This is a genomic window from uncultured Nostoc sp. (assembly GCF_964245575.1).
In the GTDB taxonomy this organism is placed as follows: domain Bacteria; phylum Cyanobacteriota; class Cyanobacteriia; order Cyanobacteriales; family Nostocaceae; genus Nostoc.
In genome coordinates this window covers 1-22,119 of the sequence record NZ_CAXTNP010000129.1, presented here as the reverse complement: position 1 = coordinate 22,119, position 22,119 = coordinate 1, and the positions used below count along the sequence as shown (strand labels likewise).

Genomic DNA, 22,119 nt, shown 5'->3' with positions numbered 1-22,119 from the left:
AAAGCTGTAGCCCTTATTTCGTATAGCTTAGAGCTTTTCTTAGTGCCATTCCTCTCACACACCAAATATTACTAATAGTGTAAAAACCGAATCTCAAAGTGTAGAGAATCGCCCAGCAGTTACTATTGATGACTTGAGAAATTGGTACAATGCCGCAGATAAGTTAGGGAAATCGGAGAATTACAAAAAACGCATTGTAGAAGTGGCAAATGGGTTGAAAGCTGGTGAGCAATTATCAGCCGAAGCGTTGACAGTAATGAATAAAGATACATTTGAGCTTGAAGCCATCAGTCGGTTGACTCAAATTGCTCAAAGGATTGGCATGGTCTGGGGTAAGTCTAATGAAAATGGTACTCAAGTTTTGGGAAAAATTTATGATATAACCTTTAGTACCCAGCAGAGAGATTTAAGTATTTCGCAGAAAAATGGGGAGGTAATTTTCAACTTGCAATCAGGGAGAGTGCAGACTAATAAACTAACTCCACAGATATTGCAAACTTTTGAGGATGTTAATACTCAAATTGATAAAATATTAGCTAAATCTCAAACACAACAAATAGACTTACAAAGATAGATTTATCCTAAAATAGCCTTTTTAAGCCAATAGAAAAGGAGAACAACGTGGGGCGATTGATTGGGTGTTGTCTATAATGCCCAAGAGAGGCTTAACCGAGCAGTATTGGGAGGTACGTTATCGCCTCAAGAGTTATGCTTTGTTAGTTTTTTCTGGCATAATTTCGATGATCGCGGCTTCTATCTGTTCCAGTGCAATGTCTATCGCACCAAATCGTCAGCGCGGTTATTGTATTGGCTGGCATTCTTGGCGTGCTGGACTTGACTAGCAGCTACGCTGCTACCCCGACGGCGGCGCTGCCGCGTCTCTTTGCGATCGCGCCGCTACTTCAATTTTCTACTACTTAAATCGATGCTGGGCTTTATACATTAATTGCTAGTCCGCACTGAGGATCACCACATTTTGTATCAAAATCTGATACCGTAGTCACGTTCTCTATATAAATAGATATTAATCATCATGACTACTAGACTATGACTACTAGACTATGACTACTAGACCATGACTACCAAAAACCCTAAATCTCCAATCTCAATTCTTGGCGTGACTACGGGCAACCACTTTATTTGTGTACTGGTTTGTCAATGCTGATTTTTATACAATAATTGCTAGTAACCACGGAAAATAGCCCCATTTTGTATCAAAATCTGATACCGTAGTCACGACCTCTATATAAATAGATATTAATCATCGTGACTACCAAAACCCCAAAGCCCCAATTTAAAATTTTGGCGTGACTACGAGCGTAACTTGCCGCCGCAGGCATCGCTGACAATAATCATCCTCTTACTACCCCTGCTAGCATTGCCTACATCCCCCTTTCGCTGATTCCATAGGCAATTAATTAAGTTTTGTCAGGATATAGAGAGTTTTGCGTAAAACTTCTATTTTTTAAGCCGAGTGATTGGTAGAAGTTAAATTGAGTGTCATGAAGATCCGAAGCTTAGTCAAAGCCGCATTTTCCGCATCTCTCATTTCCGCATCTCTGGCTTGTTTTATAACCGAAATTATAAATGCTCAGAGTGTTAACGCGCAGACAACTTCGGCTTCGATTATTTATACTCCGTCCTTTGGGGGTTATGTTTAGACATCTCTAATCCTAGCCAAATTTGTAATATTTTTTGACCTCAAATCTGCTAGAACACAGCTAAAATCAATCATATATGAAGCAAGGTTTTTAAGCTAGTCATTCTTGTAGAGGGACGAATTAGCGTTGACAATTTTTGGGATTTATTGATTTGAATTTTCTCAAGACAAAGTACTAACTGAATTAAAAAGGAAGCCTGAAATGATTAATACTTTGACTGCTCATCAAATTAGAAAGGTCACAAACCGTTTTGTTTTTGGTACTGCGGCAATGGCTGTTGCTTGCAGTAGCATTGCTTTAACTCCAGCTACTGCTAATGCTGCTGTTACTCGTGAGTATTCATGTAGTAAAGGAGGTTTTACAGGTACAATTCGACTCGATTACAATCAAGGTCTAAATGGAAGAATAGGTTCAATACTAGAAGTCTCCTATAAAATTAACAAGGGAAGTAATCGCGGCGGTAATAGCGCGAATGTTGGTTATTCTGACGGAGGAACCTTACCCATTAAAAGATTCTATACCAGTACAGGCATCCAAAATAATCAATGGAATTACTTGGGTGGTAGCTATTCACGAGGTGGTGGATCTATCTCTGCTAACTTCATTTTTGATAAAAGCTTCGCTTCTGATCCTAGTTGTAAAATAAACATCTCCAGCAGTTAAATATGACAATAACAGCCCCTTAAGAGCTAGCGTTGGGGAGCAAAATTCAAAGCCTCTCGCCTTAAAGGAAGTGAGGAATGGAAGTGAGGTCAAAACTGTACTGCATCCAAGCGAGAACCGCTATATGCAGATTATGAATATGACGAGGAGGAGGAGCAAGAATAACTTTGTGCTGACATGAACGACCGTAAGCGATCGCTTCGCTGATGAATTAGCTCTCACTGATGGAATGGCACAGGCGTTCTTCCCCTTCTTCATCGTTGCCAACTTCCTCTGACGGTTACAAATCAAAGTCAAGACTGAATGTTTCACCATCAGAATCTTCTTCTTCCTCCTCTGTAATTTGAGCTGAACTCCAAGAGGTGAGTTTGTTATCTTCACTATTAATTGGCGTGAAAGCTACTTGTTGTGTGGGAAATGCACCCTTCCTAAAAGCAAAATAGCAATCGATGATAAAGTAGAGCGTCTCCAGGTAACTCTTGCCTAGTTGCTGTGATTCGGCAAATATCCGCTCTCGGTAGCTATCTTTGATCCGAACTTTTTCTGGGGTTAAGTCAAGTTTGTCTGCCATTGCGATCACTTAAGAGATGTAGTTGGTGAATTCTTGCCAATAATAGTTTTTGCCATTTCTAAAAGCCCAAAGACATTAGCTTCCACTGGATTGTCGAGAATCTTGAAACCGTTCTTCTCTAACAACTTTTTAAATCCTGGTAACAGACAGCCTCCACCTATAGCCCAGATTTCATCCCCTTGGTGTTTGGCATCAAGCGTGAGATTCACTACTTTCTTCAAGTATTTTTCATACCAATCTTTTAAAGAAGCACTGTATATATCTTTGATATCGATGTCACGGCTGTATCTGGTATGCCCCATTTCCAAACAAAATCGGATTTTGGATGGGTCTCCGATTTTTCCGCCATTTAAATGTTTCATTTTTTGGGAGATATCATCGATGAGAACTTCTACACCGATGGGGTAAGCAGTGTGAACTTCTCGCTGACCCCGGTTGTAACGAGAATACAGGGTCGTACCATTGCCAAAGTCTAAAATGGTTAATTTTTTGGGTAGTGGATGCCCAAACAATGCACCCATACCCTCTAGTACAACTTTCAGCACTTCTACTTTCACGTCTGATTGTTTGCCAGCAAGTATCGGCTGATATTCCCCATTTAGTACTTTTTGTAGTTCATTAGCCAGAGCAACATCATGTAAACTGACGACTAATTTTAAGTGCCAAGCCTTACGGTGTGGTAGATGTGCCAATGCACCCAATAAAGTCAATAATGCGTTGTTGACTTTGTTTTCATTATTATCGGTATTCCGGTCAAAATAATTCCCTGTCCGGTAAGCAGACTCTCCAACTGTATAAGCACTACCGTTAAAAACTACACGCCCTGGCACATCTTCCATGTCGTTAGTGGAAATATAGCTGGGGACACGAACAACTTCAAAGCCATCGACTAAAAGTTTTAAGCTTCCGTAACCGTTATCAAAGCCAGCAGGAAAAATTTTTTGCAAGGTGTGAATGTTTGACATAGCAAGAAAGGTAATACGGTTCGAGTAAGAAATTTATTTGTTCAGGTGAACTGGGGGAGCAGAGGAGAGAAGAATAAAATGACTACCTCTTTTTTCTCCAGCCTTAAGAGCTTATCATAACTCTTTGGGGGCTAAGTGGGGTACAAAGACTCAGGCACTCAAGTATACCCTAAGCAGCACCTATATATACCCTATATAGGGGTTAAATTCTCGTCAAGGTTCTAAAGAACAATTGGGGTACATATAGCCCCCAAATAGCCCCCAATAATATTTTTTGAAGTTTTTTTATGAACGCAGCAGAAATTAACTTCGATGATTCACTGTATGATTTATACTCTAGTGTCAATGTCTTTGTGATCAAATTAGCACTCATTAAATGTTTAGCCAAAGTCTTGATTGACTTGGAATTTACCTACGATAAATCGGTCGTTTCGAGAGGCTATTGCTTGAGACTTGAGATTTTCTATGCAAGAGAAGTAAGTTCTATGCTGGCATTTGATCAGCAAAATAGGTGGTTGGGCTTTGATTGTTGTGGCTTGGGTGATTACTTGGTAGATTTCATGATGCCTGCACTAAAACCTTCTTTAATAAACTATCTTGAATGGAAGACACAAAAAGAAGGACAAGTAATTAGTTGGCTCATATAATTCGTTGGATCATATATTGATATATGATCTCGGCGTCACAATATATGATTCGGAAATAGCACTCAAAGTGAAACCATGCAAATTCGACTAGCTGTGATTAGCAACGCTGGGGGCAGTGGTAAGACTACGCTTTCAGTTCATTTAGCTTACGACCTAGCAAAACGCAAGTACAATGTAGCCCTACTAGACCTCGACCCACAAGGCTCATTAACGTTATTCTGTGGCTTGAATCCACCAGAGCCAGAACAGACTTTAGCAGGAGTTCTCAAAGATAAATTTGACGGTGTTTGGCCATTAACTCCTTGCTGGAGCCAGTACACCAAGAATGTTGTTGTATGTCAAGGGGGAATGGTATTAACCCAAACAGCAGATGAACTTGTGCTACATAAAAGAGGAGCTTACCTTTTAGCAGACTGTTTAACGGATCATCCACTAGCACACGACGTAATTATTTTTAATTGCCCAGCTACCCTTGGTCCTTTACCTTTAATGGCTCTAGCGGCTTGTACACATATTATTATCCCCGTACAGCTAGAACCAAAATCAATTCAAGGAGCAGCACATTTATTGGAATGGTACTACTATCATTGCAAATACTTACGTTTAAACCCAACTCCAGAAATTTTAGGATTTGTTCCCAATCAATATGATGTTCGTAGAAGTACTCATAGACAGATGCTGGCAGGATTACCTGAACAGTTACAAGAGATGAAGATTCGAGCATTTCCAGCAATCCGGGATAGCGCAGAATTTGTCAATGCCAGTGGTCAAGGTTTACCACTGCATATTTACCGTCCTAGTCATCCTGCTAAGGATGATTTTAAAGAAACTACTTCTCATATTGTGACTTTAATTGGAAAACCTAAGACAACTAAAAAGACAAAATAATTATGAGCGCTCGTAACACTCCTAATCTGACAAATTATTTTTCAGGTGCGAAGCAATCTCAGCAATTATCTGAAGCGGAAGAAGAAATACAGCAATTGAGAGCAGAGATTGAAGAACTACGTGACAAAAATTCTGGCGAGTTGGAAAGACAATTGGAAGAGTTGCGAACACAACTTCAGTCACAATCAGGTATTTCGTCAATTTCTATTGAGCAAATAGAGCCAAATATAGAACAACCTAGACAAACATTTTTAACTGAAAGTATTGAATCTATGTCTCGCTCTTTAGCTAATGATGGACAATTACAACCAGTTATTCTGATTCAAAGGGAGAATCATCTATTAATATTTGACGGAGAGCGACGCTGGCGCAGTGCTAAAGCTTTAGGTTGGCAAACCTTGTCAGCAGTTATTATTCCAGAACCGGCTAGTTTACATCGGAAAGCACTACTAACTTCTCTACATCGAGAAGACCTTAATCCTTTGGATAAAGCAGAGGCGATCGCGCGTGAATTGTCTACAAATACTGGATTAGAACTTCAAGATATTCCGCGTATTCTTTCAACAGTGGTACGACGTTTGAATGGTCAAAAGCGTATAACATCGCTGGTGGATTTAATAACAGCAGATGTAAAAAAACAAAAAAAAGAACTAGAGTCTTTAGATTTAAGCGATTCCGAACGAGCAATCTTAAGTCTACTGTTAGACTTACAGCTAAATCCTGCTTCTATCGATGCCAATATTTTTCCGATGCTATCTTTAGCAGAAGACCTAAAACTTGCTATAAGAGCAGGACTTAAAGGTGTTCATGCAATGGCTCTACAAAAACTTTCCGCCAAAGATTTGGGATTGACTGAACAAAAAGCAAAATCTATTAGGGAAGAAACCACGCACAAAGTAATAGTAGAAAAGTTGTCTATTATTGCTACTCGAAAATTAGTAGCTGAAGTGATAGCATCTCAGTCCGAGCTTGCAGTAATCAAAAATACTAAGAAAAAAGCAGTATCCCAAGCATCTCGTCGTTTGCAACAACTCTCTTTAGAGTCGCTCAAGCAAGCTAACCCTGTTGAATTAATAGAATTACAGGAAGTCTTACGTCACAAACTAGTAGAAATTGAAAAAGTACTAAAACAAAATTAAAGATCGGTCACTAACCTCTATTGACTAATTCTCACTGTTTTAGTACTTAGATAGACGAATATATTCATGTCTAGAAATTATCCTTATAAATAGAAGACCCATTACAAAGCCGATGCCCAGCAAAACAATTGATGTCCGAGAGTACACCGTCAGAGCGCATAAGCGGGAAATTCACACCCGCGTTTTCAACTTTGTATGTGTAAAGTGCGAACAACCCACACAACGAGAAACTTTTGGGGTTCGACCTCTATATTGCGAGAAATGCCGCCCTCCCCAACCACCCAAGAAATCAGTAGTTCCTCTCAGTAAACGGAAGCCCAGAGCTATGATTTATAGAACCCATTTGATATCTTTTTTAGCTAGCTAGCAGCTAGTCTTTTGAGCATCAATCTGATAAAACAAAGCTTGAGCTTGGCATTGGCACAAGCGAGTGTTCGGTCAAAATTTTTGACTAAACTTTTACACCGCTCCACCCAAGCGTTTGACCTCTCAATTACCCATCTAGCGGCAACAGGCACAAATCCAGATTTCCCATTAGCTTCTTTTTCGGCTTTCGATGGCTTGGCTGAAAGTTCAAATTGGATTTTGCTCATGATTTGAGGATAAATCTGTTCTAACGCTTGGGTAAGTTTCTCAGGATGATAGCCGTGATCTATGAGGATTGTAATCTTAGGTAGCTCAATTGGTTTGGATTTGAAATAATCAATGTTAATTGAGAGCATCTCAATTAACCCAAGGTCATCAGAAATGCTGGCTTTGGTGCAATGCGTAAAGAAGGGGAAGCCCAGTATATCAACTGCTAGATGTCTTTTGATCCCATTTGTTGCCTTGTAAAAACAAAACCCTTTGGACTCAACGCTGGCATTACAAGTGTTTTTTACTGCAAGGGAAGTCAATCATGATTAGGGTCGTCCACTGTGGTTTTTTTTTACTTGTTCACGCACCCTGCCGTGCAAATTGGTCATAATATTATCAAGGATACCCTCCTAACACCAATGCTTGTAGTGCCAGAATACAGTCGAATAGGGTGGGAAATCTTTAGGTAAGTCAGCCCAATTGCAACCATTCTTAAGTTGATAAAATACACCGTCAAGAATTTGCCGCTTTGTCCACAGAGGGGGTCTAGTTTTCTTTTTAGTCGGCAATAATGGCTCAACTATTTCCCACTCTTTGTCTGTCAAATCGCTTGAATACCCCATTTTCAACCCTAAACTGCTTCAATGCACCTAATTTCTGTTGATTCTACTTGCTCGTCTAAAAGATATCAAATGGGTTCTATAGGAGTGGCAAAGACATAGCAGGATGACTTGTTGTTTGAAGATACCAGCAAAATCAACGAAACCCTTGATTTCTCGTTAAAAGGTGGGGGGGAGTGTGAACGGTTACTTTTAAGTTGAGGCAATCGACAAAAAAGCTATCGATCCATGTTTGGTGCTGATTAGAAGAAACAAGCACTCTTTACGATAGCTATATGGTAATTGTACAAAGCCTGCTGGAAAAAATAGGCTTTTGAGCAAACCGGGAGTGAAAGTGATGACGACGCTGTTTGCAACGATATTGATTAAGCACTCTTTACGATAGCTATATGGTAATTGTACAAAGCCTGCTGGAAAAAATAGGCTTTTGAGCAAACCGGGAGTGAAAGTGATGACGACGCTGTTTGCAACGATATTGATTACATGCAGTAAGGTAAATTTTATCAACTTGAGTTGCTAGACCCATCCCGACACTGTTCAAGAGCGAATGGCACTAAGAAAACGTGAAACCTCGTCAGGACAGGGTTGCAGGTTTAGGGTGTCGGGTGTAGGAGAAAACAAAGAAAATTAAAAATAAGTGCGAACATTAATAAACTCCTTTGCGGGAGCAACGCTGGCGCGAACGTCACTACACCCCACGCCCCACACCTAAAAGCCTTATGAATAATGGATTTGCCGATATCTTAGTGCCATTCGTTCAAGAGCTTTAAAAGCTGTAGTATTCATCGCGCATAGCTTAGAGCTTTACAAGAGTGCCATTCATCTTTGTTCGTTATCAAAGCGACAGGTTCAGGCATCGTCTTTGAACCCAGTTGCGACGACTCCTATGCTCACTATTGCTCTGGTCAGTCCGCGACCAACTTTCGAGTTCCGGTTCGTGCTGACGACATCACATCCTCGAGCAGCCGCGTTAGGCGCACTGCATGATGGAAGTCGGGGACAGTCGAGGTTCCCTGGAGAATGTCATCGCGAAGGGCTGCATAAACTCCTGCGACGTTGGTAGCCGTGTCCGGCATCGAAGCAACTTCGCCCTCATCCACGGACTGCGCTTCGCCATTGAGCCAAAGGCGCAGGCGACCGGACTGGAAGCCTCTGAGTGCGCCGCCATCTAGCGCAACTTCACCGTTCTCACCGCTCACCTCCAGGCAGAACGGTGTCTTTTCAGGCGGACGACCCCCCGCCACCTCAATCGACAGCGCCCCGCTACCAGCAAGATGTGCCTGCACGAGAAGGTGATCGGGGATTAATCGCACCTGCGGCGTCGAATCGTCGCCGACCTGGATTTCGGGGTACTGGGTCGTGGTCAGCGCCGTCACGTCTTCAAACTGGCCAAGCACTGCGCGAGCCAGATCAAGCGCATGGCCACCGTGGATAGTTACGAGGGTGGCACCGTTCTCGGCGTTCTCCAGATAGGAATCCGCCGCCGCGACTCTCGGACTGAAAGCGCCGGTGCCGGAGTAAATCCGTGCGCTGAGCAAACGCCCGATCGCACCGGAGGTAATCAGATCGCGTGCGCGATGCGCGGCGGGGTTCATCCGCGTCTGAAGCCCGATCGCTGCGTGGACTTTTGCAGCGTCAGCGGCAGCGGCCATTTCCTCGGCTTCGGCAATGTTGCGACCCAGCGGCCACTCGCAGTAAACGTGCTTGCCTGCGGCAATAGCACTCAAGACCAGTTCACGGTGATTAGGAACCCTGATGCAAACCGCCACGAGGTCAACGTCTGGATCTCGGATCAGGTCATCTGCTTTGCCATAGGCAGCCAAGGCACCGAAGGCTTTTGCGGCAGCATCAGCCGTTGACTGTCTGCTTGTTGCTACAGCCGCTAACTCTAATCCCGCCAGCTTCTGGACTGCAAAAACATGCGACTCTTTCGCCCACCCGCGATCAGCGCTGGCACCAATGATTCCAATCCGCAATGATTTTGTCATGATATTATCTCCGTTGTTTCGTTAAAGAACCGCAGCAGTTCTTCGATGACACGGTCTGGTCGTTCCTCGGCGAGGTAGTGACCACAATTTTCGACCATGACAGCCCGCATCCGCTGGACGAGCGGGCGGATCTGCCCTTCGAGGTTAGCCCCGAAGCTCGCCGTTCCACCGACCGTCAACACGGGCATGGGCAGCTTGGTCTTGGCGTTCTCGCGATTGTGTTCGGCATCGATCTTATGGCTCCGGAAATAGCTGATGCCACCCTTGAGCGCCCCCGGTGCCGCCAGACAGCGGGCATACTCCTCTAGCGCCTCTTCATCTAGCCCGGTCGGGTCATATGACTGCTGGAGCATGAAATGCTCGACAAACATCCTCTCTCGACCGACGATCAGCGCCTCCGCTAATCCGTTCGGCGCTTCAAACAGAGGTAAATGATACATCCGGGGATACTTGTCCGCGTCGTACAGTTCCTCTAGTCCTAGACCAGGAAGTGCCGCCTCCATCAGCACCAGCCGCCGAACCTCCGTTGGGTAGGCGGCAGCGTAGGTATAGGCAACCATCATGCCCACGTCGTGACCGACTAGATTGATCGGTCCCAGTTCCAGATGCCGGACGAGATAATGGACATCCTCGGCAATCGTGCGCTTGTCGTAGCCTCCATCCGGTCTGTCCGAATTGCCGCATCCACGCAAGTCGGGGGCGATCACGGTAAAATGAGCGGACAGAGCAGGAATAATCTTCCGCCAAGCATGGGAGGTCTCTGGAAAGCCATGCAGCAGTACTATCGGCTCACCTGAGCCAGCCATTTTGTAGTATAAGCGTATACCGTTGACCTCAACCCTGTGCTGAGTCAACGGCGAACCTTCTGCTTCGACGTTTGCCATAAATCACCTGATTAAACCAATTCGCTTTTTCGCCCATGACGCTCCTACGTCGCTAACGCTGCGCTAACGCAATGACGTTTTGTGACGGGGATTTAGACCCCGATACAAAAGGCGCTGCCGTCCTGCCGGCAGGGGACTTAAACCCCCAAAGTTTGTTAAAAGTTAGCTTCGCAAAGAGATGGAGAAGGAGATGCTGTTTTCCGTTCTAAACGCCTAAACAACTGCGTCAGTCTTTACAGGTCCGGCGGTGACGCGCCACATCCGCAGCAGGTTATTGTCGTCCGGGTCTTCGTAGAACATCCATTGAAATGGGCCGATGAACTGTTGATTAGGCGGCGCTTTTTTGATGAGATCCGCCTGACCGCGAACATAAATTCGACCACTACCCGACCACACTTCAAAAATCTCATGCTTACTACTGAGCGGCGAGTCAATCTTGAAAAAAAACTTCTTCATCTCCTCGGCACCGCGTAAAATTTCAGTGCCAAAAATCAGTTCGGCATCTGGGGTGAACTTGTCAAAGGCACTGGCAAAGTCCAGTGTATCAATCGCGTCGCAAATCGCCATCACCCATTGAGGAAATTCCTCCAGTCTAGTCATAGTTTCAGTCATACTTCTTTTTGTTGTTGATGGTTTCTGTCGGCATCCGGGTTGAATCACCCAGGCATCTGCTCGTATTCCGCATCCGTCACGGGATCGAGCCAGACCGCCTGCTTGCCGTCCAGTGTCGCTCGTTATGGATGAAGACCTGCTCAGGGGCAGCACCGTGCCAATGATGCTCGTCTGGCGCGATCGCTTTCATGAAAATACCCTTTTGAAAACCAATTTGCCGGAAATTAGCTACCTGTATTCAGTATAATCGTTGCGACAAAATCAATAATCGGTAACTTATGCAATACATTAATGCATAAGTTACCTTAGTTTTGGCACTCAACATAGGGAGTGATCGCGTAGATGGACGATCGATTTGAATTGATTCGGAGTTTTGTAGTTGTGGCTCAAAAGTTGAGCTTTGTGGAAGCGGCGGATAGTTTACAAATCGATCCATCAGCATTGAGTCGCCGCATCCGACGCTTAGAAAAGCGATTAGGCGTGCGTTTGTTCAACCGCAACACGCGACGGGTGAGACTTACAGAAGCTGGAATTTTGTATTTATCTCACTCTCAAGAAGTGTTGGCAAAATTAGACCAAGCGGATGCGCTCGTCTCACACTTGAGTGCAGAGCCGCGTGGGTTGCTGCGGGTAACGCTACCTGTGGTTTTTGGACAGCGGCAGATTGCGCCTGTCCTACCTGAATTTCTTGATCGTTACCCCCAGATCAATCTCGATCTATCTTTCACGGATCGATTCGTGGATGTACTAGAGGAATCGATTGATGTTGCCATTCGCATCGGTCAGTTACAAGATTCCCAACTGGTTGTGCGTCGGTTAGCTCCCAATCGCCGCGTTTTATGCGCTTCACCTACCTATCTGCAAAAGTATGGTTCGCCTCAAACACCAAAGGAGTTAGAACAGCACAGTTGTTTAAACTTCTCGCGACTTGCTACCGGAGATATATGGCACTTGTCGCGCCAAAACCAACGGATTGCTGTACCCGTTAAAGGTAAGCTCAGGGCTGATAATGCAGAAGCTTTGTATCAAGCGGTGTTAGGAGGTTGCGGGATTGCGCTGTTGGCAACATATATTGCCGGAGATCCGCTCAGAACTGGACGATTGAAAACAGTGCTTGATGATTGGAAAGTCCCTACAACTGATATTTTTGCAGTGTCAGGCGTAGGGCAATACACTCCTTCCAAAACCCAAGTTTTTGTAGATTTTTTAGTCGAGCGATTTCGCCCTACGCCTGATTGGGACAATGTTACAGAAACTGACACACAATGCCATGTCCCGTAACAATTCAGACCGCTTGCTGCTTATGACCGAGGCTATGGTAACGCCAAATTTGTCCAAGCAACGGAGGACATTGACGTAGACCTGTTGCTGCGTTTAGTTTCAAACCGATGTGTGTGGGGTATACCCAATGTTTAAGAGCGATCGCCTGATTTAATTTTGAATTCACCAACAGGAACGGGGAATAAATACAAAGTTTTGTAAATATTCTTGTAAAAATGCAGACTTTATGATTTTTGTTTGATCATCCTTCACTCCTTTAATAAGGAGTATAACTAATACTATGTTATAACTTAAAATTTGCAATACTTTTCCAAGCGATCGCTACACATAATGAAAAAACAAGTTATATATTATTGACTAAGTTATTTAACTGGAGTTTAGACTAAGCCATGCAAAACGACTCAGCAGGGCTGAGTTAATCACAGACGTAGTGAAATTATGAATAATCTTGAATATTAAACAGCAATTGATGGTTCTTTAGGTGGTGGTGTTATTGTTTTTTTAACAATGGGGCATCGGTTTTTACGGTGACGCTTTTTTCCTGGTTGCCAACCAGGGGACTTTCCGCGAGGTTTGGGTGCAGAGGTCGGAGTACCAATCGCTGCAAAAACTCCTCCCATAGCTTGAGCGACTCGTCCAGGGGTCAAATTACCGTGGGACTTCTGCCAAGGTAGAGGATTGTCAGTAACGATATCACGAGCTAACCACAACTCCCAAGTCATGAGAGGCATTAAGTCACTCCAACGCTCACTTTGTTTAGGGGTACCAAACTTTGGCACAGTCCAATGTAGACGTTGCTTTAAAAAGCGATACCAATGGTCAATAGTAAAGCGACGCAAATAAAGACACCAAACTTCCTCTAGCGACGGCATTTCTTCTCCTACCCAAGCTAACCATAAAGGTTTGGATACTCGTTCATTGCCTTGCTCATCGAGACGTTCAACCCTGATGAGTAATATTGGGTGTGTAGCCGCTTTACGGAAGTGTAAATCTTTCCATAAGCTAACACGCACACTTCCTAATTTTGGGTCATTCACTTCCAAGACCAATGTCGTTTCACCCCATGTTGTGGGTTCATTGAGTTTAAATTTATTACCATGCTTTTTGGGTCGCCCCTTCCCAGAATAGGCTCCAGGTTCACCCCATAAACATAAATTTGAACGCAACCGGACTAGAATATCCGCCGGAATATTGGCAGCTTTTAATACAAAAGGCGCACAACCATATTCACTATCCCAAACGGAAATCGGTCTGGAGGGCAAATATTTACACACCTGTTTTAGTTGCCAAATTGCTTTTCCGATTGGACTTTCCCCACTTGTGATTCGTTCATGTCTTAAAGGTAATGCCCAACTCCCTTCACTTTCTGGTATCCAGGCAATTGTGCTATATCCAAGTCCCACGGTTATTGGTTTATTTCCCGCTAGGGATGTACCGCTATGCTCATAAGTTCTCTCTTGCAACTTTACTGCATCTGGGCGTGACCAGTTAGTATGGTCGCCTGCCAATAGAGGTCGCTCCTCCGTTGGTATCTGTTTTATATATAGCTGCATTAATTTCTGTCGCTGTGGCCTGCTATCTTGTAATGCTTCATAGATGCTTGCCCACTTGCGTCTAAATACTGGTGATAAGGACAAGTCTGCTAGGCAATAAATATTTCGGGTCAGCAATATGGCATCTGTCAATTCAAACGTAGCATCTTTAGCTCTACCTAAATGTTTGTACGCGGCTTGACGGAATTCTTCTAATTTGGCACGTTTCATATTAGCAGGTGAGAGTTGGTAGCACTTCTCTCAGTTTCTGCTACTAGGGGGCTGTATTTAATCAGACCTCCTTTTTTTCTTGAACATGACTGATTTAGTCTAAACTCCAGATATAAGTCACCTAAGATTTTCTTGAGATTACCTTGCAGATTCGTCATCACGAAGGAGGTAGAATTTTCCGGCATGGTTTCTGGATCAGTAGTTATTTCCCAGTAAGTTAAGCCAGTACTAATTCAATGTTGAACCCTGATTCAATTAGCAACGAATAACTTACTTGTTCCTTCCTCTACACTTCCTGTAACAGAGAAAACAAATAGTGCAAAAACCGCTAAAAGTGCTGCTATAGCTAGTATTGAAGCGATTGAAGTAGATTTTAAAGCACCCTCAATTGCTGATTATAGCGATGAAGAAAAGTTAGCGATCGCACGCAAGTTAAAATCTGAAGGACGTTCCAAAACTAAAATTATTAAACTACTTTGGAATGTTGAGGGCGGTACTAAATTCAGTCAACTATCTAAGCTGATTAACCAGAGTTAATATGGTTCAGTTAACGAAAAATTTGAACTGTTATAATGCTGAAAAGCCTAATATCACGTTTAATAATTGAGAATATTCTCAATTGTAAGCTTTAATTGAATTGTATTGGGTTATATCGGCTTAAAGAGTATCAAGTAAACTTTTGTAAATATTGAACAGGTTTTACATAAGGGAAACGGTTTTTACGTAGATGAGATTTATTTAAAAATTTATTGACTGATTATCAGCTTGACAGATACTGCTCACTTGATGTAATAATAACTTTCGTAAGTAAATAAGTCAGTCTAAAAAAACATTTGTTTGTATGAACAAGTTTTTTCGTTTTGTCGTTGTCATAGGATTAACTCTTACTATACTAGTAGGGGCTTTTAAACAATCTGCTTATGCATACGGAGTAAATACAATTTATTTACACGATACATCTATATCTAATGGATGCGGTAATGAACCACTGAATCTTGTAGACGTAAGGAGTGGAGTATCTGATATACAGCTTTACCCTGGGAGCCCAGCTTACGTTCCAGATTTCAACATAAAAAAAGTTATTTGGCGGCAAGTTGATTATTATCCAAAAGAGAGTGGCGAGATTCCACAAGGATATATAGGTTTGTTTCAACTATGTAATGAAGTTGGTATTGTTCTAACCAAAAAGCGAGTTAACGGTGGGGAAGATCAACATAATTATCGATTCGTAACAGATGTTGATAGAGGAGGGTGTATTGATAACGGAGGACACAAAATATGTTAAAAGAATGTTTTAAAAATATAAAATGGGTTAAATTCCAAAAGAGACACTAAATATCGTTGAACCCTCTCTGACCTAAGGTATTTTCATCCAGGTCTACCTTTATCTAGTTTTATGCGATCGGTAAATAGGCAACATCAGAGATTAACGGTTGACAGATTATTTTTACCAATACTTCTAACGCTTCTCTTATCTTCAACTTGATCGCACCACCAGCATTAGCTTTTAGCGGAATAGCAGATTGTAAAATTCCAATACTTTTAGCCAAATCATGCTGGATATAGCTAATCGCAGCACAGGGTAATTTAGAAGTATCAGCTACGGGCATTTTCTGCTTAAGCTGTCTATTCTCGTTTTTGACTTAGATCAGGGGCGTGAGTATCAATGGATGCTGTTGGCAGGTGAGTAATGGTGGTTCATTTCTCAGCTTCTGCCAAAAGGGGACTGTGTTCAATCACACTCCCTTTTTTTGCTCATTCCCCATTTAGTCTCAACTTAATGATAATGATAATCTAATAAGGGCGGTAGGAGAGATAAAAGCGTCGCTCCTTTCTCTCCTACCCTTTTTATGATTATCATTATTGTAACTTCATTCTTACAGATATATACTACATAATTTTGAAAGATCGCGGCTGCTTTCAGGCTGACCTGAGAATATTTTTACTCTGTAATTCCATTTGATTTGCGTTCTCTCATATCGATTTTAGTCTAAACTCCAGTATTTAAAGCTGACTTAGCTACTGATTCTGCCCGTGAAGATGTAATTTTCTGATAGCGTAAGGTAGTTTGGATATTTTCATGCCCCATTAGCGCCCGTAGCTCCTCAATCGTCATAAGTCCCACCGGCTCAGTCGCAAATGTATGGCGGAGGTCATTGCAACAGATGTTCTCAAATTTTGTCCCCACTGTTGGCAGCCTGGAACAACACTTGAAGATATTTGGTTGTCGCCACGCTCCAAGTTCTGTTTTCTGTGCGGAACTGGGTTACGTAATAGTTGTGCCAGGTGTAAGGAACCGATTACGTCGGTGAAATTCCGCTTCTGTCCTTACTGTGGTTTTCCCTATAAGGAGTCTGTTAATTCTGGTGTGACTTGATAGCCAGAAAATGTTCATTTGCTAATATTTAAAAATGCCACAGTGCTTGACCAATTAACGGATTGGTTGAGTAAGTAACGAGTAAATAAACTTTTAATAATGTCTATTTCCTCACTGGTCAAATTTGCAGCCAGACGATCTGCATAGCTTGGTCGATTAGGATTAGCAGTAAATAAACGCTTGATAAAATGAGAAGAGATGTGCATTGGTGTCAAATACTGTTCAAGAACCACTTGTACGTAATGTCCATTTGAGGCAAAAGCGTGACGCAAATCATCAGCATCCCAGTTAAGCATGGGGTCAGAGGCATCTGTATAAATAGCTTCTTCCGCTAAAATTAATCGCTCATACAATTGAGTATCGAGATTTTGGCTGGGCAGTAAGTGGTAAAACCTTTGGGTATGACGAGGTACTATCTCAGCTAAAATAAGCTTGACTGAGTGCGGGATCAATTGACCTAAAATTTGAGCAGCAAGTCCCTTATCCGGTTGGGAGGCTAGTACATTGCGCCCGATAATAGAGTCAAACTGTACATTTGCTGCAAGAGATGCCAGCATCGCAGGTATCTGTGCAACAGATGCAGTAAAAACTATTGGTCGCATTGTTTCAGGAAGTGCCGCAGCAAGTTCATTTAAAGCATTGGCATCAGAGCGATTGGGGACACAGGCATAAACCCCACCTTCAGGAACTTGCCGGATTGCTTCCCAAGTAAGTAAACCAGTGGCAGCATTTAGATCCAATACTAAGTGATGACGTTGTAATTGAGCAAAAGTGAAAATGCGCTCGCGCACAGATGCTAATTGTGTACTTACTTGAGAAAGTGTGCGTTGCAACCAGCGCTCATCTGCTCGGTCAACAGTTCCATAAGTCATGACTTCCAATGGTGCAACACCAATACCTTCTACTATTGCAGCAAGTTGAGCTTCTCGACGACGTGCTACTTGTGTTGCGATTTGGTTTTCATAACCTTGGGTTGATGGTTGATAAAACAATTGACCTTGCAAGCTCTTGGGTAAATATTGCTGTTCTACCCAATGATCTCGATAAGCGTGAGGATAGAGATAACCCACTCCATGTCCAAAACCTTTTTTATCCCGATTGGCATCTTTAAGATGAGTGGGAATGGAAGCAACATTTTCATTTTCTACCGCCGCTAAAGCATCAAAAAAGCCCATAATGCTATTGGACTTTGGTGCAGTCGCTAAATAAAGTACTGCCTGCGCCAAATGATAACGTCCTTCCGGCATTCCCACGCGATCAAAGGCTTCGGCACAAGCATTTGTAACGACAACTGCTTGTGGGTCAGCTAATCCGATATCTTCACTGGCAAGAATTAACATCCGACGGAAAATGAAACGCGGGTCTTCACCTGCATAAACCATTTTGGCTAGCCAGTACAGTGCTGCATCTGGGTCAGAACCTCGTAAGCTCTTAATAAAAGCACTAATGGTATCAAAATGGGCATCCCCTTCTTTGTCGTATAAAACAGCACGTTGCTGAATTGATTCTTCTGCCACTGCTAGGGGGATATGAATAACACCTGTAGCATCGGGGGGTGTAGTCTCTACAGCCAGTTGCAAAGCATTCAATAATGAACGAGCGTCACCGTTAGCAACATTAACTAGATGAGCTAAAGCATCTGTATCAATTTGTACTGTTAAGTTGCCATAACCGCGTTCCGAATCAGCTAGTGTTTGCTCAACAATTTTGTATAAATCTTTATCAGTTAATTGCTGAAGTTGAAAAATCCGCGAACGGCTGACAAGTGCCTTATTGACCTCAAAAAAAGGATTTTCGGTGGTAGCACCAATGAGAATAATTGTACCATTCTCTACCCAAGGCAATAGTGCATCTTGCTGAGACTTGTTAAAACGATGGACTTCATCGACAAAAAGAATAGTTCGTTGATTATGAAACTTGCGCTGTTGTTGGGCTATTTCAATTGCGACTCGAATTTCTTTAACTCCTGAGAGTACAGCATTGATAGTGATGAAGTGAGCGCGGGTGGTGTTGGCAATAACACGGGCTAGAGTAGTCTTTCCAGTCCCTGGTGGCCCAGAAAAGATTAAGGAAGACAGTTGATCCAAACTAATAGCACGCCGCAATAGCCTTCCTTGCCCGATAATATGCTCTTGACCAATAAATTCATCAAGTGTCCGTGGACGCATCCGAGCCGCTAGGGGTGCTTCTTTTTCAGTTATTTTTGCAAGATGCTGATCAAATAAATCCATTATTTAATACGTCGAGAGGAGGTGGGGTTTTTCAAGCCATAGAAGATGTATGTATGCTTTTTCAAGGTAAAAATATAACGACAATTAACATCTAAAAAGAAATTATTTTACGGTCTCGCAAAAACTTACCGCTTATATTGTGTGGAGCATCAGTAGCTAGCCAAATTGCAGTGTCGGCTCCAAGTTCTGGCGTGCGCGGTGCTGATGACCCACCCATATCTGTTTTAACCCACCCCGGACAAATGGAATTGACAACAATACCTTTAGATTGTAGAGCTTGTGCCAGCATAATTGTTGCGCCATTTAATGCTAACTTTGATAGGCAGTAACTTGGGACATTCCACGACAAGTCTTCTAATGCTCCATATCCGCTTGAAGCATTGACAACTCTGGCATCGGGGGATTTTTCCAACAGGGGTAAAAATGCCTGTACCATCCGAATTGCGCCAAAGGTGTTGGCATTCATTGTGGAATTAAGTAACTCTCGGTCAATGGTGAGAATATTAAATTCATTGTCTGGATACACACCGGCATTATTGATCAAAACATCTAAGCGATCAATCTTTTGGTGCAGGGTTTTTACTGCTTGATCAATAGAGCGATCATCAGTGACATCCAATTCGATGGGAATTACTTTTGTTTGTAATTTCTCAGATGCAAGTTTGGCGTTATCAAACGAGCGTGAAGTAATAATCACTTCATAATCTTTTGTTAATAGACCATAAGCGATCGCAAACCCAATCCCTCGGTTCCCACCAGTAACTAATGCCCGTTTTTTTTGTATGGATTCCATCTTATGTTCTACCTTCTCACCTCACTTGTGGGATTTTTGTTATGTCTGATGATCGGTAATACTGTCAACCCACATTCAGCGATGGTGCTTAAAAAATTCTTTTCGAGCCAAAGTTGGATAAATTGGGCAACTAAGATACTTTCGGTTGACGCCACAGCGCTAGCTTCAACGAAGAGATGTAGCAACCTCCACCACTAATTTGTGGCTCGTGGTCAGCTAGCCAATCATAAATTTGTGCAGCTTGCGCTAATGCCACCTGCTGATTGCGATAAAGGCGAGGGCTAGGGCAGAAGACTTGGCCATTGATGTGTACAGCTGCAATCTGCCAATAGTCGCTGCCTTCTCCCTCTGGCATCACTTCTAAAAACCCGCTATTTCTTGGCTCAATTATTCCTATGTTCATCTGCTGGCCAATCGAACTTTGAAAACAGAGTACAACATTAGATCCCAGCAATTCAAGCGATCGCTGAGAATAAAAATTTACGTGGTTTCACGGGAAAAAGTGAATTTATTTGGCTTGATACCTTGTGTCACTTGATTGAGCCAGCCCACAGGCTTTGTTTGCACTTGCTCAAATCCAGCAGTCTTCATCCATACATCTAAATTACCAGCAGCATACAATTTTGAATAAGGTTCTTGAAAAATATCGATCAGCCATTGGAGATGAGAGAGCCTTTTTTGATTCCCATCTAGAAGAATTAATTGCCCTCCTGGTTTAACTAAACGGAAGCATTCTTGTAAAATTAATTGAGCAATTTGAGGTGGTGTTTCGTGTAATAAAAAGGAGGCGGTTACCAAATCAAAAGTAGCTGTCTCAAAACCAGTGTCCTCAGATAAACCATGTAACCAGCGAATATTCAACTGTTGTTGCTGTGCTTTATAGTTGGCCAAAACTAGCATATAAGGGGACAAATCTAAGCCAGTGACAACTGCGCCACGAAAAGCTTGCTTTAATAGTAACGTTGTAGAACCAGTACCACAGCCTAAATCAAGAACAGTTTGTGGCTGACCCAAAATATTGGAAATTAGCTGTTGACGAGTCCAGGCTTCATGAGGTGGAGAAGCCAAAGCTGTTACAGGGTCGTAGGTGATAGCAGCCACAGGATTTAAGTAACCGCCTGAAATACCATGAAAGTTTTGGCTGCTGTAATAAAGTGGGTAGTTGAAATCTGTTTTATGGAAGCCAGCACTTGACTGTGACCAATCAATAGTCTCATAAAATCTGAGTTTATCCTTGCCAATTAATAAGCTAAATAGTGATTTGAAGAAAACCTGATTAATATAATTTGAAATTAATGACATAGTAACAAACGAAGAAATTCCAGTCAATTAGATGTACTACATTAACTTATAACCAGAACTGTCGATAGTCCTCGATATACTGCCGTATGGTTAGAGGTGAACGATTGAGTAATTGCTCTGTATCAGGTGTGATGTTGCCTGCCAATCCTAAACAAACGCTAGTGTAGATTGCTAGCATTACGAAAAGAAAGTCTATTGACAACCTTTTGGAGCGCATTTGTTGAACAAAGTTTAGCACAGAAGGATTATAGCGTATCGGTTTACCTAAAACAGCAGTAAGCTCAAAACTTCTTGACCGACGTTTCGAGTTGCACCTGTCACTAAAATTTTTAGCACAATCAGCTATTACTGTTACTCATTCAAAACACTGCGAGTACAAACAATAAGTGTTTATTGCTTATTATCTGATAACAGTAATATGCCAGTATAAAAACTAAATAGTCAATAAAAAATTGGCAGTTAAACGGCTAAGAGTATTGCTCACGTCAACAGAAAGACAGAAATTGTTAGAAGACTGTGCAAAAACAAGAAGACCCGCTACTGATCTAATTCAGGAATTACTGCCAGGGTAAGCGCATTTAATTTCGTACCCAAAAATACAGAATATTTGAGCAATAAATGTAGAGTAAATCGGACTTGAGTATTAAATATATTAAGTAGTACGCTAAGAAGTAAAGCGTCTATTTTACATCAGGGTCAGTCTCATGAAATCAGGTTTCAACTCTTCTAATAATCCTCGTGACTTCTGCTCAAAGACTTTGAGCATAGCAAACGCAGCAGCATTAACAGAAAAGATGGAATCGATTTTTAACGAAATAAAAGACCCCCGCATAGAAAGAAATCGCGTGCATTTATTAACAGATATTTTAATCATTGCCATACTATCAGTCATCGCAGGTGCCAAGGGATGGGAGGACATGGAGAATTATGGTTTAAGTAAATACGAGTGGTTGGAGCAGTTTTTAAAATTACCTGAAGGTATCCCTTGTGCGGATACGTTTCGGCGAGTTTTTCAGCGTATTAATCCAAAAGTATTTGAGCAATGTTTTAGACGTTGGGTTGAATCAATAGTTGAGATCATAGGAGCGCAAGTAATCCCTATTGCAATACTGCTCGGTTAAGGAAAATAGAGGGTAAAAACAGAAAAATTATGTTCGC

23 protein-coding genes and 2 pseudogenes are annotated in these 22,119 nt (G+C 42.4%); 11 read left to right on the top strand and 14 right to left on the bottom strand.

Annotated elements, in window-relative coordinates:
* The first annotated feature begins 133 nt into the window (after positions 1–133).
* From ACFFAP_RS20550 to ACFFAP_RS20540, 3 genes are all read left to right on the top strand, one after another.
* Positions 134–574 carry a hypothetical protein gene (locus ACFFAP_RS20550; protein WP_375512942.1) on the top strand — a complete coding sequence of 147 codons (441 nt, stop codon included), beginning with the start codon at positions 134–136 and terminating at the stop codon, positions 572–574.
* Between the two features lie 76 nt (positions 575–650).
* Positions 651–842 (top strand): hypothetical protein, encoded by a 192-nt coding sequence (locus ACFFAP_RS20545; RefSeq protein WP_375512941.1) that lies wholly within the window; start codon positions 651–653, stop codon positions 840–842.
* A gap of 1,020 nt (positions 843–1,862) precedes the next feature.
* Positions 1,863–2,324, top strand: coding sequence for a hypothetical protein (locus ACFFAP_RS20540; protein ID WP_375512940.1), 462 nt, complete (start codon positions 1,863–1,865; stop codon positions 2,322–2,324).
* Positions 2,325–2,604: 280 nt separating this feature from the next.
* Here ACFFAP_RS20540 and ACFFAP_RS20535 read toward each other — a convergent pair whose 3' ends face one another.
* Together ACFFAP_RS20535 and ACFFAP_RS20530 are read right to left on the bottom strand one after the other, a co-directional pair.
* Complete coding sequence (locus ACFFAP_RS20535) at positions 2,605–2,895, bottom strand: hypothetical protein (protein ID WP_375512939.1); 291 nt, start codon at positions 2,893–2,895, stop codon at positions 2,605–2,607.
* A gap of 5 nt (positions 2,896–2,900) precedes the next feature.
* Entirely contained in the window at positions 2,901–3,860 is a 960-nt protein-coding gene (locus ACFFAP_RS20530; protein ID WP_375512938.1) for a ParM/StbA family protein, read from the bottom strand.
* A 287-nt stretch (positions 3,861–4,147) separates the two neighbouring features.
* Here ACFFAP_RS20530 and ACFFAP_RS20525 point away from each other — a divergent pair, with 287 nt between their 5' ends.
* The 4 genes from ACFFAP_RS20525 to ACFFAP_RS20510 all read left to right on the top strand — a co-directional run bounded on the left by ACFFAP_RS20525 (position 4,148) and on the right by ACFFAP_RS20510 (position 6,901).
* Complete coding sequence (locus ACFFAP_RS20525; RefSeq protein ID WP_375512937.1) at positions 4,148–4,507, top strand: hypothetical protein; 360 nt, start codon at positions 4,148–4,150, stop codon at positions 4,505–4,507.
* Positions 4,508–4,582: 75 nt separating this feature from the next.
* Entirely contained in the window at positions 4,583–5,395 is an 813-nt protein-coding gene (locus ACFFAP_RS20520) for a ParA family protein (RefSeq protein WP_375512936.1), read from the top strand.
* 2 nt (positions 5,396–5,397) lie between these two features.
* Complete coding sequence (locus ACFFAP_RS20515) at positions 5,398–6,534, top strand: ParB/RepB/Spo0J family partition protein (RefSeq protein WP_375512935.1); 1,137 nt, start codon at positions 5,398–5,400, stop codon at positions 6,532–6,534.
* A gap of 112 nt (positions 6,535–6,646) precedes the next feature.
* Positions 6,647–6,901: a hypothetical protein gene (locus tag ACFFAP_RS20510; protein ID WP_375512934.1), complete on the top strand. Its 255-nt coding sequence runs from the start codon at positions 6,647–6,649 to the stop codon at positions 6,899–6,901.
* Here ACFFAP_RS20510 and ACFFAP_RS20505 read toward each other — a convergent pair.
* The 5 genes from ACFFAP_RS20505 to ACFFAP_RS20485 all read right to left on the bottom strand — a co-directional run bounded on the left by ACFFAP_RS20505 (position 6,894) and on the right by ACFFAP_RS20485 (position 11,214).
* Positions 6,894–7,430 carry a transposase gene (locus ACFFAP_RS20505; protein ID WP_375512933.1) on the bottom strand — a complete coding sequence of 179 codons (537 nt, stop codon included), beginning with the start codon at positions 7,428–7,430 and terminating at the stop codon, positions 6,894–6,896. The two genes, ACFFAP_RS20510 and ACFFAP_RS20505, sit on opposite strands and share 8 nt — an antisense overlap.
* Before the next feature lie 90 nt (positions 7,431–7,520).
* A complete protein-coding gene (locus tag ACFFAP_RS20500; RefSeq protein WP_375512932.1) occupies positions 7,521–7,733 on the bottom strand; it encodes a transposase in 213 nt (70 codons plus the stop codon).
* A 902-nt stretch (positions 7,734–8,635) separates the two neighbouring features.
* Positions 8,636–9,718 carry a Gfo/Idh/MocA family protein gene (locus tag ACFFAP_RS20495; RefSeq protein ID WP_375512931.1) on the bottom strand — a complete coding sequence of 361 codons (1,083 nt, stop codon included), beginning with the start codon at positions 9,716–9,718 and terminating at the stop codon, positions 8,636–8,638.
* On the bottom strand, positions 9,715–10,602 hold the full coding sequence (locus ACFFAP_RS20490; protein ID WP_375512930.1) for an alpha/beta fold hydrolase: 888 nt from the start codon (positions 10,600–10,602) through the stop codon (positions 9,715–9,717). The genes ACFFAP_RS20495 and ACFFAP_RS20490 overlap by 4 nt, the downstream gene beginning before the upstream one ends.
* Before the next feature lie 213 nt (positions 10,603–10,815).
* The gene (locus tag ACFFAP_RS20485; RefSeq protein WP_375512929.1) at positions 10,816–11,214 is read right to left on the bottom strand and encodes a hypothetical protein; all 399 of its coding nucleotides are present in this window, start codon (positions 11,212–11,214) and stop codon (positions 10,816–10,818) included.
* Between the two features lie 342 nt (positions 11,215–11,556).
* On the opposite strand from ACFFAP_RS20485, the gene ACFFAP_RS20480 reads away from it, so the two are divergent.
* Positions 11,557–12,495 (top strand): LysR substrate-binding domain-containing protein, encoded by a 939-nt coding sequence (locus ACFFAP_RS20480; RefSeq protein ID WP_375512928.1) that lies wholly within the window; start codon positions 11,557–11,559, stop codon positions 12,493–12,495.
* 455 nt (positions 12,496–12,950) lie between these two features.
* Here the strand turns inward: ACFFAP_RS20480 and ACFFAP_RS20475 are convergent, their stop codons facing one another.
* Positions 12,951–14,258, bottom strand: a complete 1,308-nt coding sequence (locus tag ACFFAP_RS20475) for an NF041680 family putative transposase (protein WP_375512927.1) — start codon at positions 14,256–14,258, stop codon at positions 12,951–12,953.
* An 841-nt stretch (positions 14,259–15,099) separates the two neighbouring features.
* Between ACFFAP_RS20475 and ACFFAP_RS20470 the strand changes: the two genes are divergently transcribed.
* Positions 15,100–15,543, top strand: a complete 444-nt coding sequence (locus ACFFAP_RS20470) for a hypothetical protein (RefSeq protein ID WP_375512926.1) — start codon at positions 15,100–15,102, stop codon at positions 15,541–15,543.
* A 109-nt stretch (positions 15,544–15,652) separates the two neighbouring features.
* Here the strand turns inward: ACFFAP_RS20470 and ACFFAP_RS20465 are convergent, their stop codons facing one another.
* Together ACFFAP_RS20465 and ACFFAP_RS20460 are read right to left on the bottom strand one after the other, a co-directional pair.
* Positions 15,653–15,868 (bottom strand): hypothetical protein, encoded by a 216-nt coding sequence (locus ACFFAP_RS20465; RefSeq protein ID WP_375512925.1) that lies wholly within the window; start codon positions 15,866–15,868, stop codon positions 15,653–15,655.
* Between the two features lie 380 nt (positions 15,869–16,248).
* A pseudogene (locus ACFFAP_RS20460) lies at positions 16,249–16,416 on the bottom strand (site-specific integrase); the annotation flags it as partial.
* On the opposite strand from ACFFAP_RS20460, the gene ACFFAP_RS20455 reads away from it, so the two are divergent.
* The gene (locus ACFFAP_RS20455; RefSeq protein WP_375512924.1) at positions 16,402–16,635 is read left to right on the top strand and encodes a zinc ribbon domain-containing protein; all 234 of its coding nucleotides are present in this window, start codon (positions 16,402–16,404) and stop codon (positions 16,633–16,635) included. The pseudogene ACFFAP_RS20460 and the gene ACFFAP_RS20455 overlap by 15 nt on opposite strands.
* A gap of 14 nt (positions 16,636–16,649) precedes the next feature.
* Here ACFFAP_RS20455 and ACFFAP_RS20450 read toward each other — a convergent pair whose 3' ends face one another.
* The 4 genes from ACFFAP_RS20450 to ACFFAP_RS20435 form a co-directional block, all read right to left on the bottom strand.
* Positions 16,650–18,866: an AAA family ATPase gene (locus tag ACFFAP_RS20450; protein ID WP_375512923.1), complete on the bottom strand. Its 2,217-nt coding sequence runs from the start codon at positions 18,864–18,866 to the stop codon at positions 16,650–16,652.
* Between the two features lie 91 nt (positions 18,867–18,957).
* Positions 18,958–19,659 (bottom strand): SDR family NAD(P)-dependent oxidoreductase, encoded by a 702-nt coding sequence (locus tag ACFFAP_RS20445; RefSeq protein WP_375512922.1) that lies wholly within the window; start codon positions 19,657–19,659, stop codon positions 18,958–18,960.
* A gap of 130 nt (positions 19,660–19,789) precedes the next feature.
* Positions 19,790–20,062 carry a hypothetical protein gene (locus ACFFAP_RS20440; RefSeq protein ID WP_375512921.1) on the bottom strand — a complete coding sequence of 91 codons (273 nt, stop codon included), beginning with the start codon at positions 20,060–20,062 and terminating at the stop codon, positions 19,790–19,792.
* A gap of 77 nt (positions 20,063–20,139) precedes the next feature.
* Positions 20,140–20,961: a class I SAM-dependent methyltransferase gene (locus ACFFAP_RS20435; RefSeq protein WP_375512920.1), complete on the bottom strand. Its 822-nt coding sequence runs from the start codon at positions 20,959–20,961 to the stop codon at positions 20,140–20,142.
* Between the two features lie 794 nt (positions 20,962–21,755).
* Here ACFFAP_RS20435 and ACFFAP_RS20430 point away from each other — a divergent pair.
* Positions 21,756–22,064 (top strand): annotated as a pseudogene (locus ACFFAP_RS20430) (ISAs1 family transposase); the annotation flags it as partial.
* Positions 22,065–22,119 lie beyond the last annotated feature (55 nt).

Bases quoted from the DNA above. Each gene is read 5' to 3' on its own strand.
- ACFFAP_RS20545 (WP_375512941.1), top strand. From the start codon at position 651: ATGCCCAAGAGAGGCTTAACCGAGCAGTATTGGGAGGTACGTTATCGC.
- ACFFAP_RS20540 (WP_375512940.1), top strand. From the start codon at position 1,863: ATGATTAATACTTTGACTGCTCATCAAATTAGAAAGGTCACAAACCGT.
- ACFFAP_RS20535 (WP_375512939.1), bottom strand. From the start codon at position 2,895: ATGGCAGACAAACTTGACTTAACCCCAGAAAAAGTTCGGATCAAAGAT.
- ACFFAP_RS20530 (WP_375512938.1), bottom strand. From the start codon at position 3,860: ATGTCAAACATTCACACCTTGCAAAAAATTTTTCCTGCTGGCTTTGAT.
- ACFFAP_RS20525 (WP_375512937.1), top strand. From the start codon at position 4,148: ATGAACGCAGCAGAAATTAACTTCGATGATTCACTGTATGATTTATAC.
- ACFFAP_RS20520 (WP_375512936.1), top strand. From the start codon at position 4,583: ATGCAAATTCGACTAGCTGTGATTAGCAACGCTGGGGGCAGTGGTAAG.
- ACFFAP_RS20515 (WP_375512935.1), top strand. From the start codon at position 5,398: ATGAGCGCTCGTAACACTCCTAATCTGACAAATTATTTTTCAGGTGCG.
- ACFFAP_RS20510 (WP_375512934.1), top strand. From the start codon at position 6,647: ATGCCCAGCAAAACAATTGATGTCCGAGAGTACACCGTCAGAGCGCAT.
- ACFFAP_RS20500 (WP_375512932.1), bottom strand. From the start codon at position 7,733: ATGGGGTATTCAAGCGATTTGACAGACAAAGAGTGGGAAATAGTTGAG.
- ACFFAP_RS20495 (WP_375512931.1), bottom strand. From the start codon at position 9,718: ATGACAAAATCATTGCGGATTGGAATCATTGGTGCCAGCGCTGATCGC.
- ACFFAP_RS20490 (WP_375512930.1), bottom strand. From the start codon at position 10,602: ATGGCAAACGTCGAAGCAGAAGGTTCGCCGTTGACTCAGCACAGGGTT.
- ACFFAP_RS20485 (WP_375512929.1), bottom strand. From the start codon at position 11,214: ATGACTGAAACTATGACTAGACTGGAGGAATTTCCTCAATGGGTGATG.
- ACFFAP_RS20480 (WP_375512928.1), top strand. From the start codon at position 11,557: ATGGACGATCGATTTGAATTGATTCGGAGTTTTGTAGTTGTGGCTCAA.
- ACFFAP_RS20475 (WP_375512927.1), bottom strand. From the start codon at position 14,258: ATGAAACGTGCCAAATTAGAAGAATTCCGTCAAGCCGCGTACAAACAT.
- ACFFAP_RS20470 (WP_375512926.1), top strand. From the start codon at position 15,100: ATGAACAAGTTTTTTCGTTTTGTCGTTGTCATAGGATTAACTCTTACT.
- ACFFAP_RS20465 (WP_375512925.1), bottom strand. From the start codon at position 15,868: ATGCCCGTAGCTGATACTTCTAAATTACCCTGTGCTGCGATTAGCTAT.
- ACFFAP_RS20455 (WP_375512924.1), top strand. From the start codon at position 16,402: ATGGCGGAGGTCATTGCAACAGATGTTCTCAAATTTTGTCCCCACTGT.
- ACFFAP_RS20450 (WP_375512923.1), bottom strand. From the start codon at position 18,866: ATGGATTTATTTGATCAGCATCTTGCAAAAATAACTGAAAAAGAAGCA.
- ACFFAP_RS20445 (WP_375512922.1), bottom strand. From the start codon at position 19,659: ATGGAATCCATACAAAAAAAACGGGCATTAGTTACTGGTGGGAACCGA.
- ACFFAP_RS20440 (WP_375512921.1), bottom strand. From the start codon at position 20,062: ATGAACATAGGAATAATTGAGCCAAGAAATAGCGGGTTTTTAGAAGTG.
- ACFFAP_RS20435 (WP_375512920.1), bottom strand. From the start codon at position 20,961: ATGTCATTAATTTCAAATTATATTAATCAGGTTTTCTTCAAATCACTA.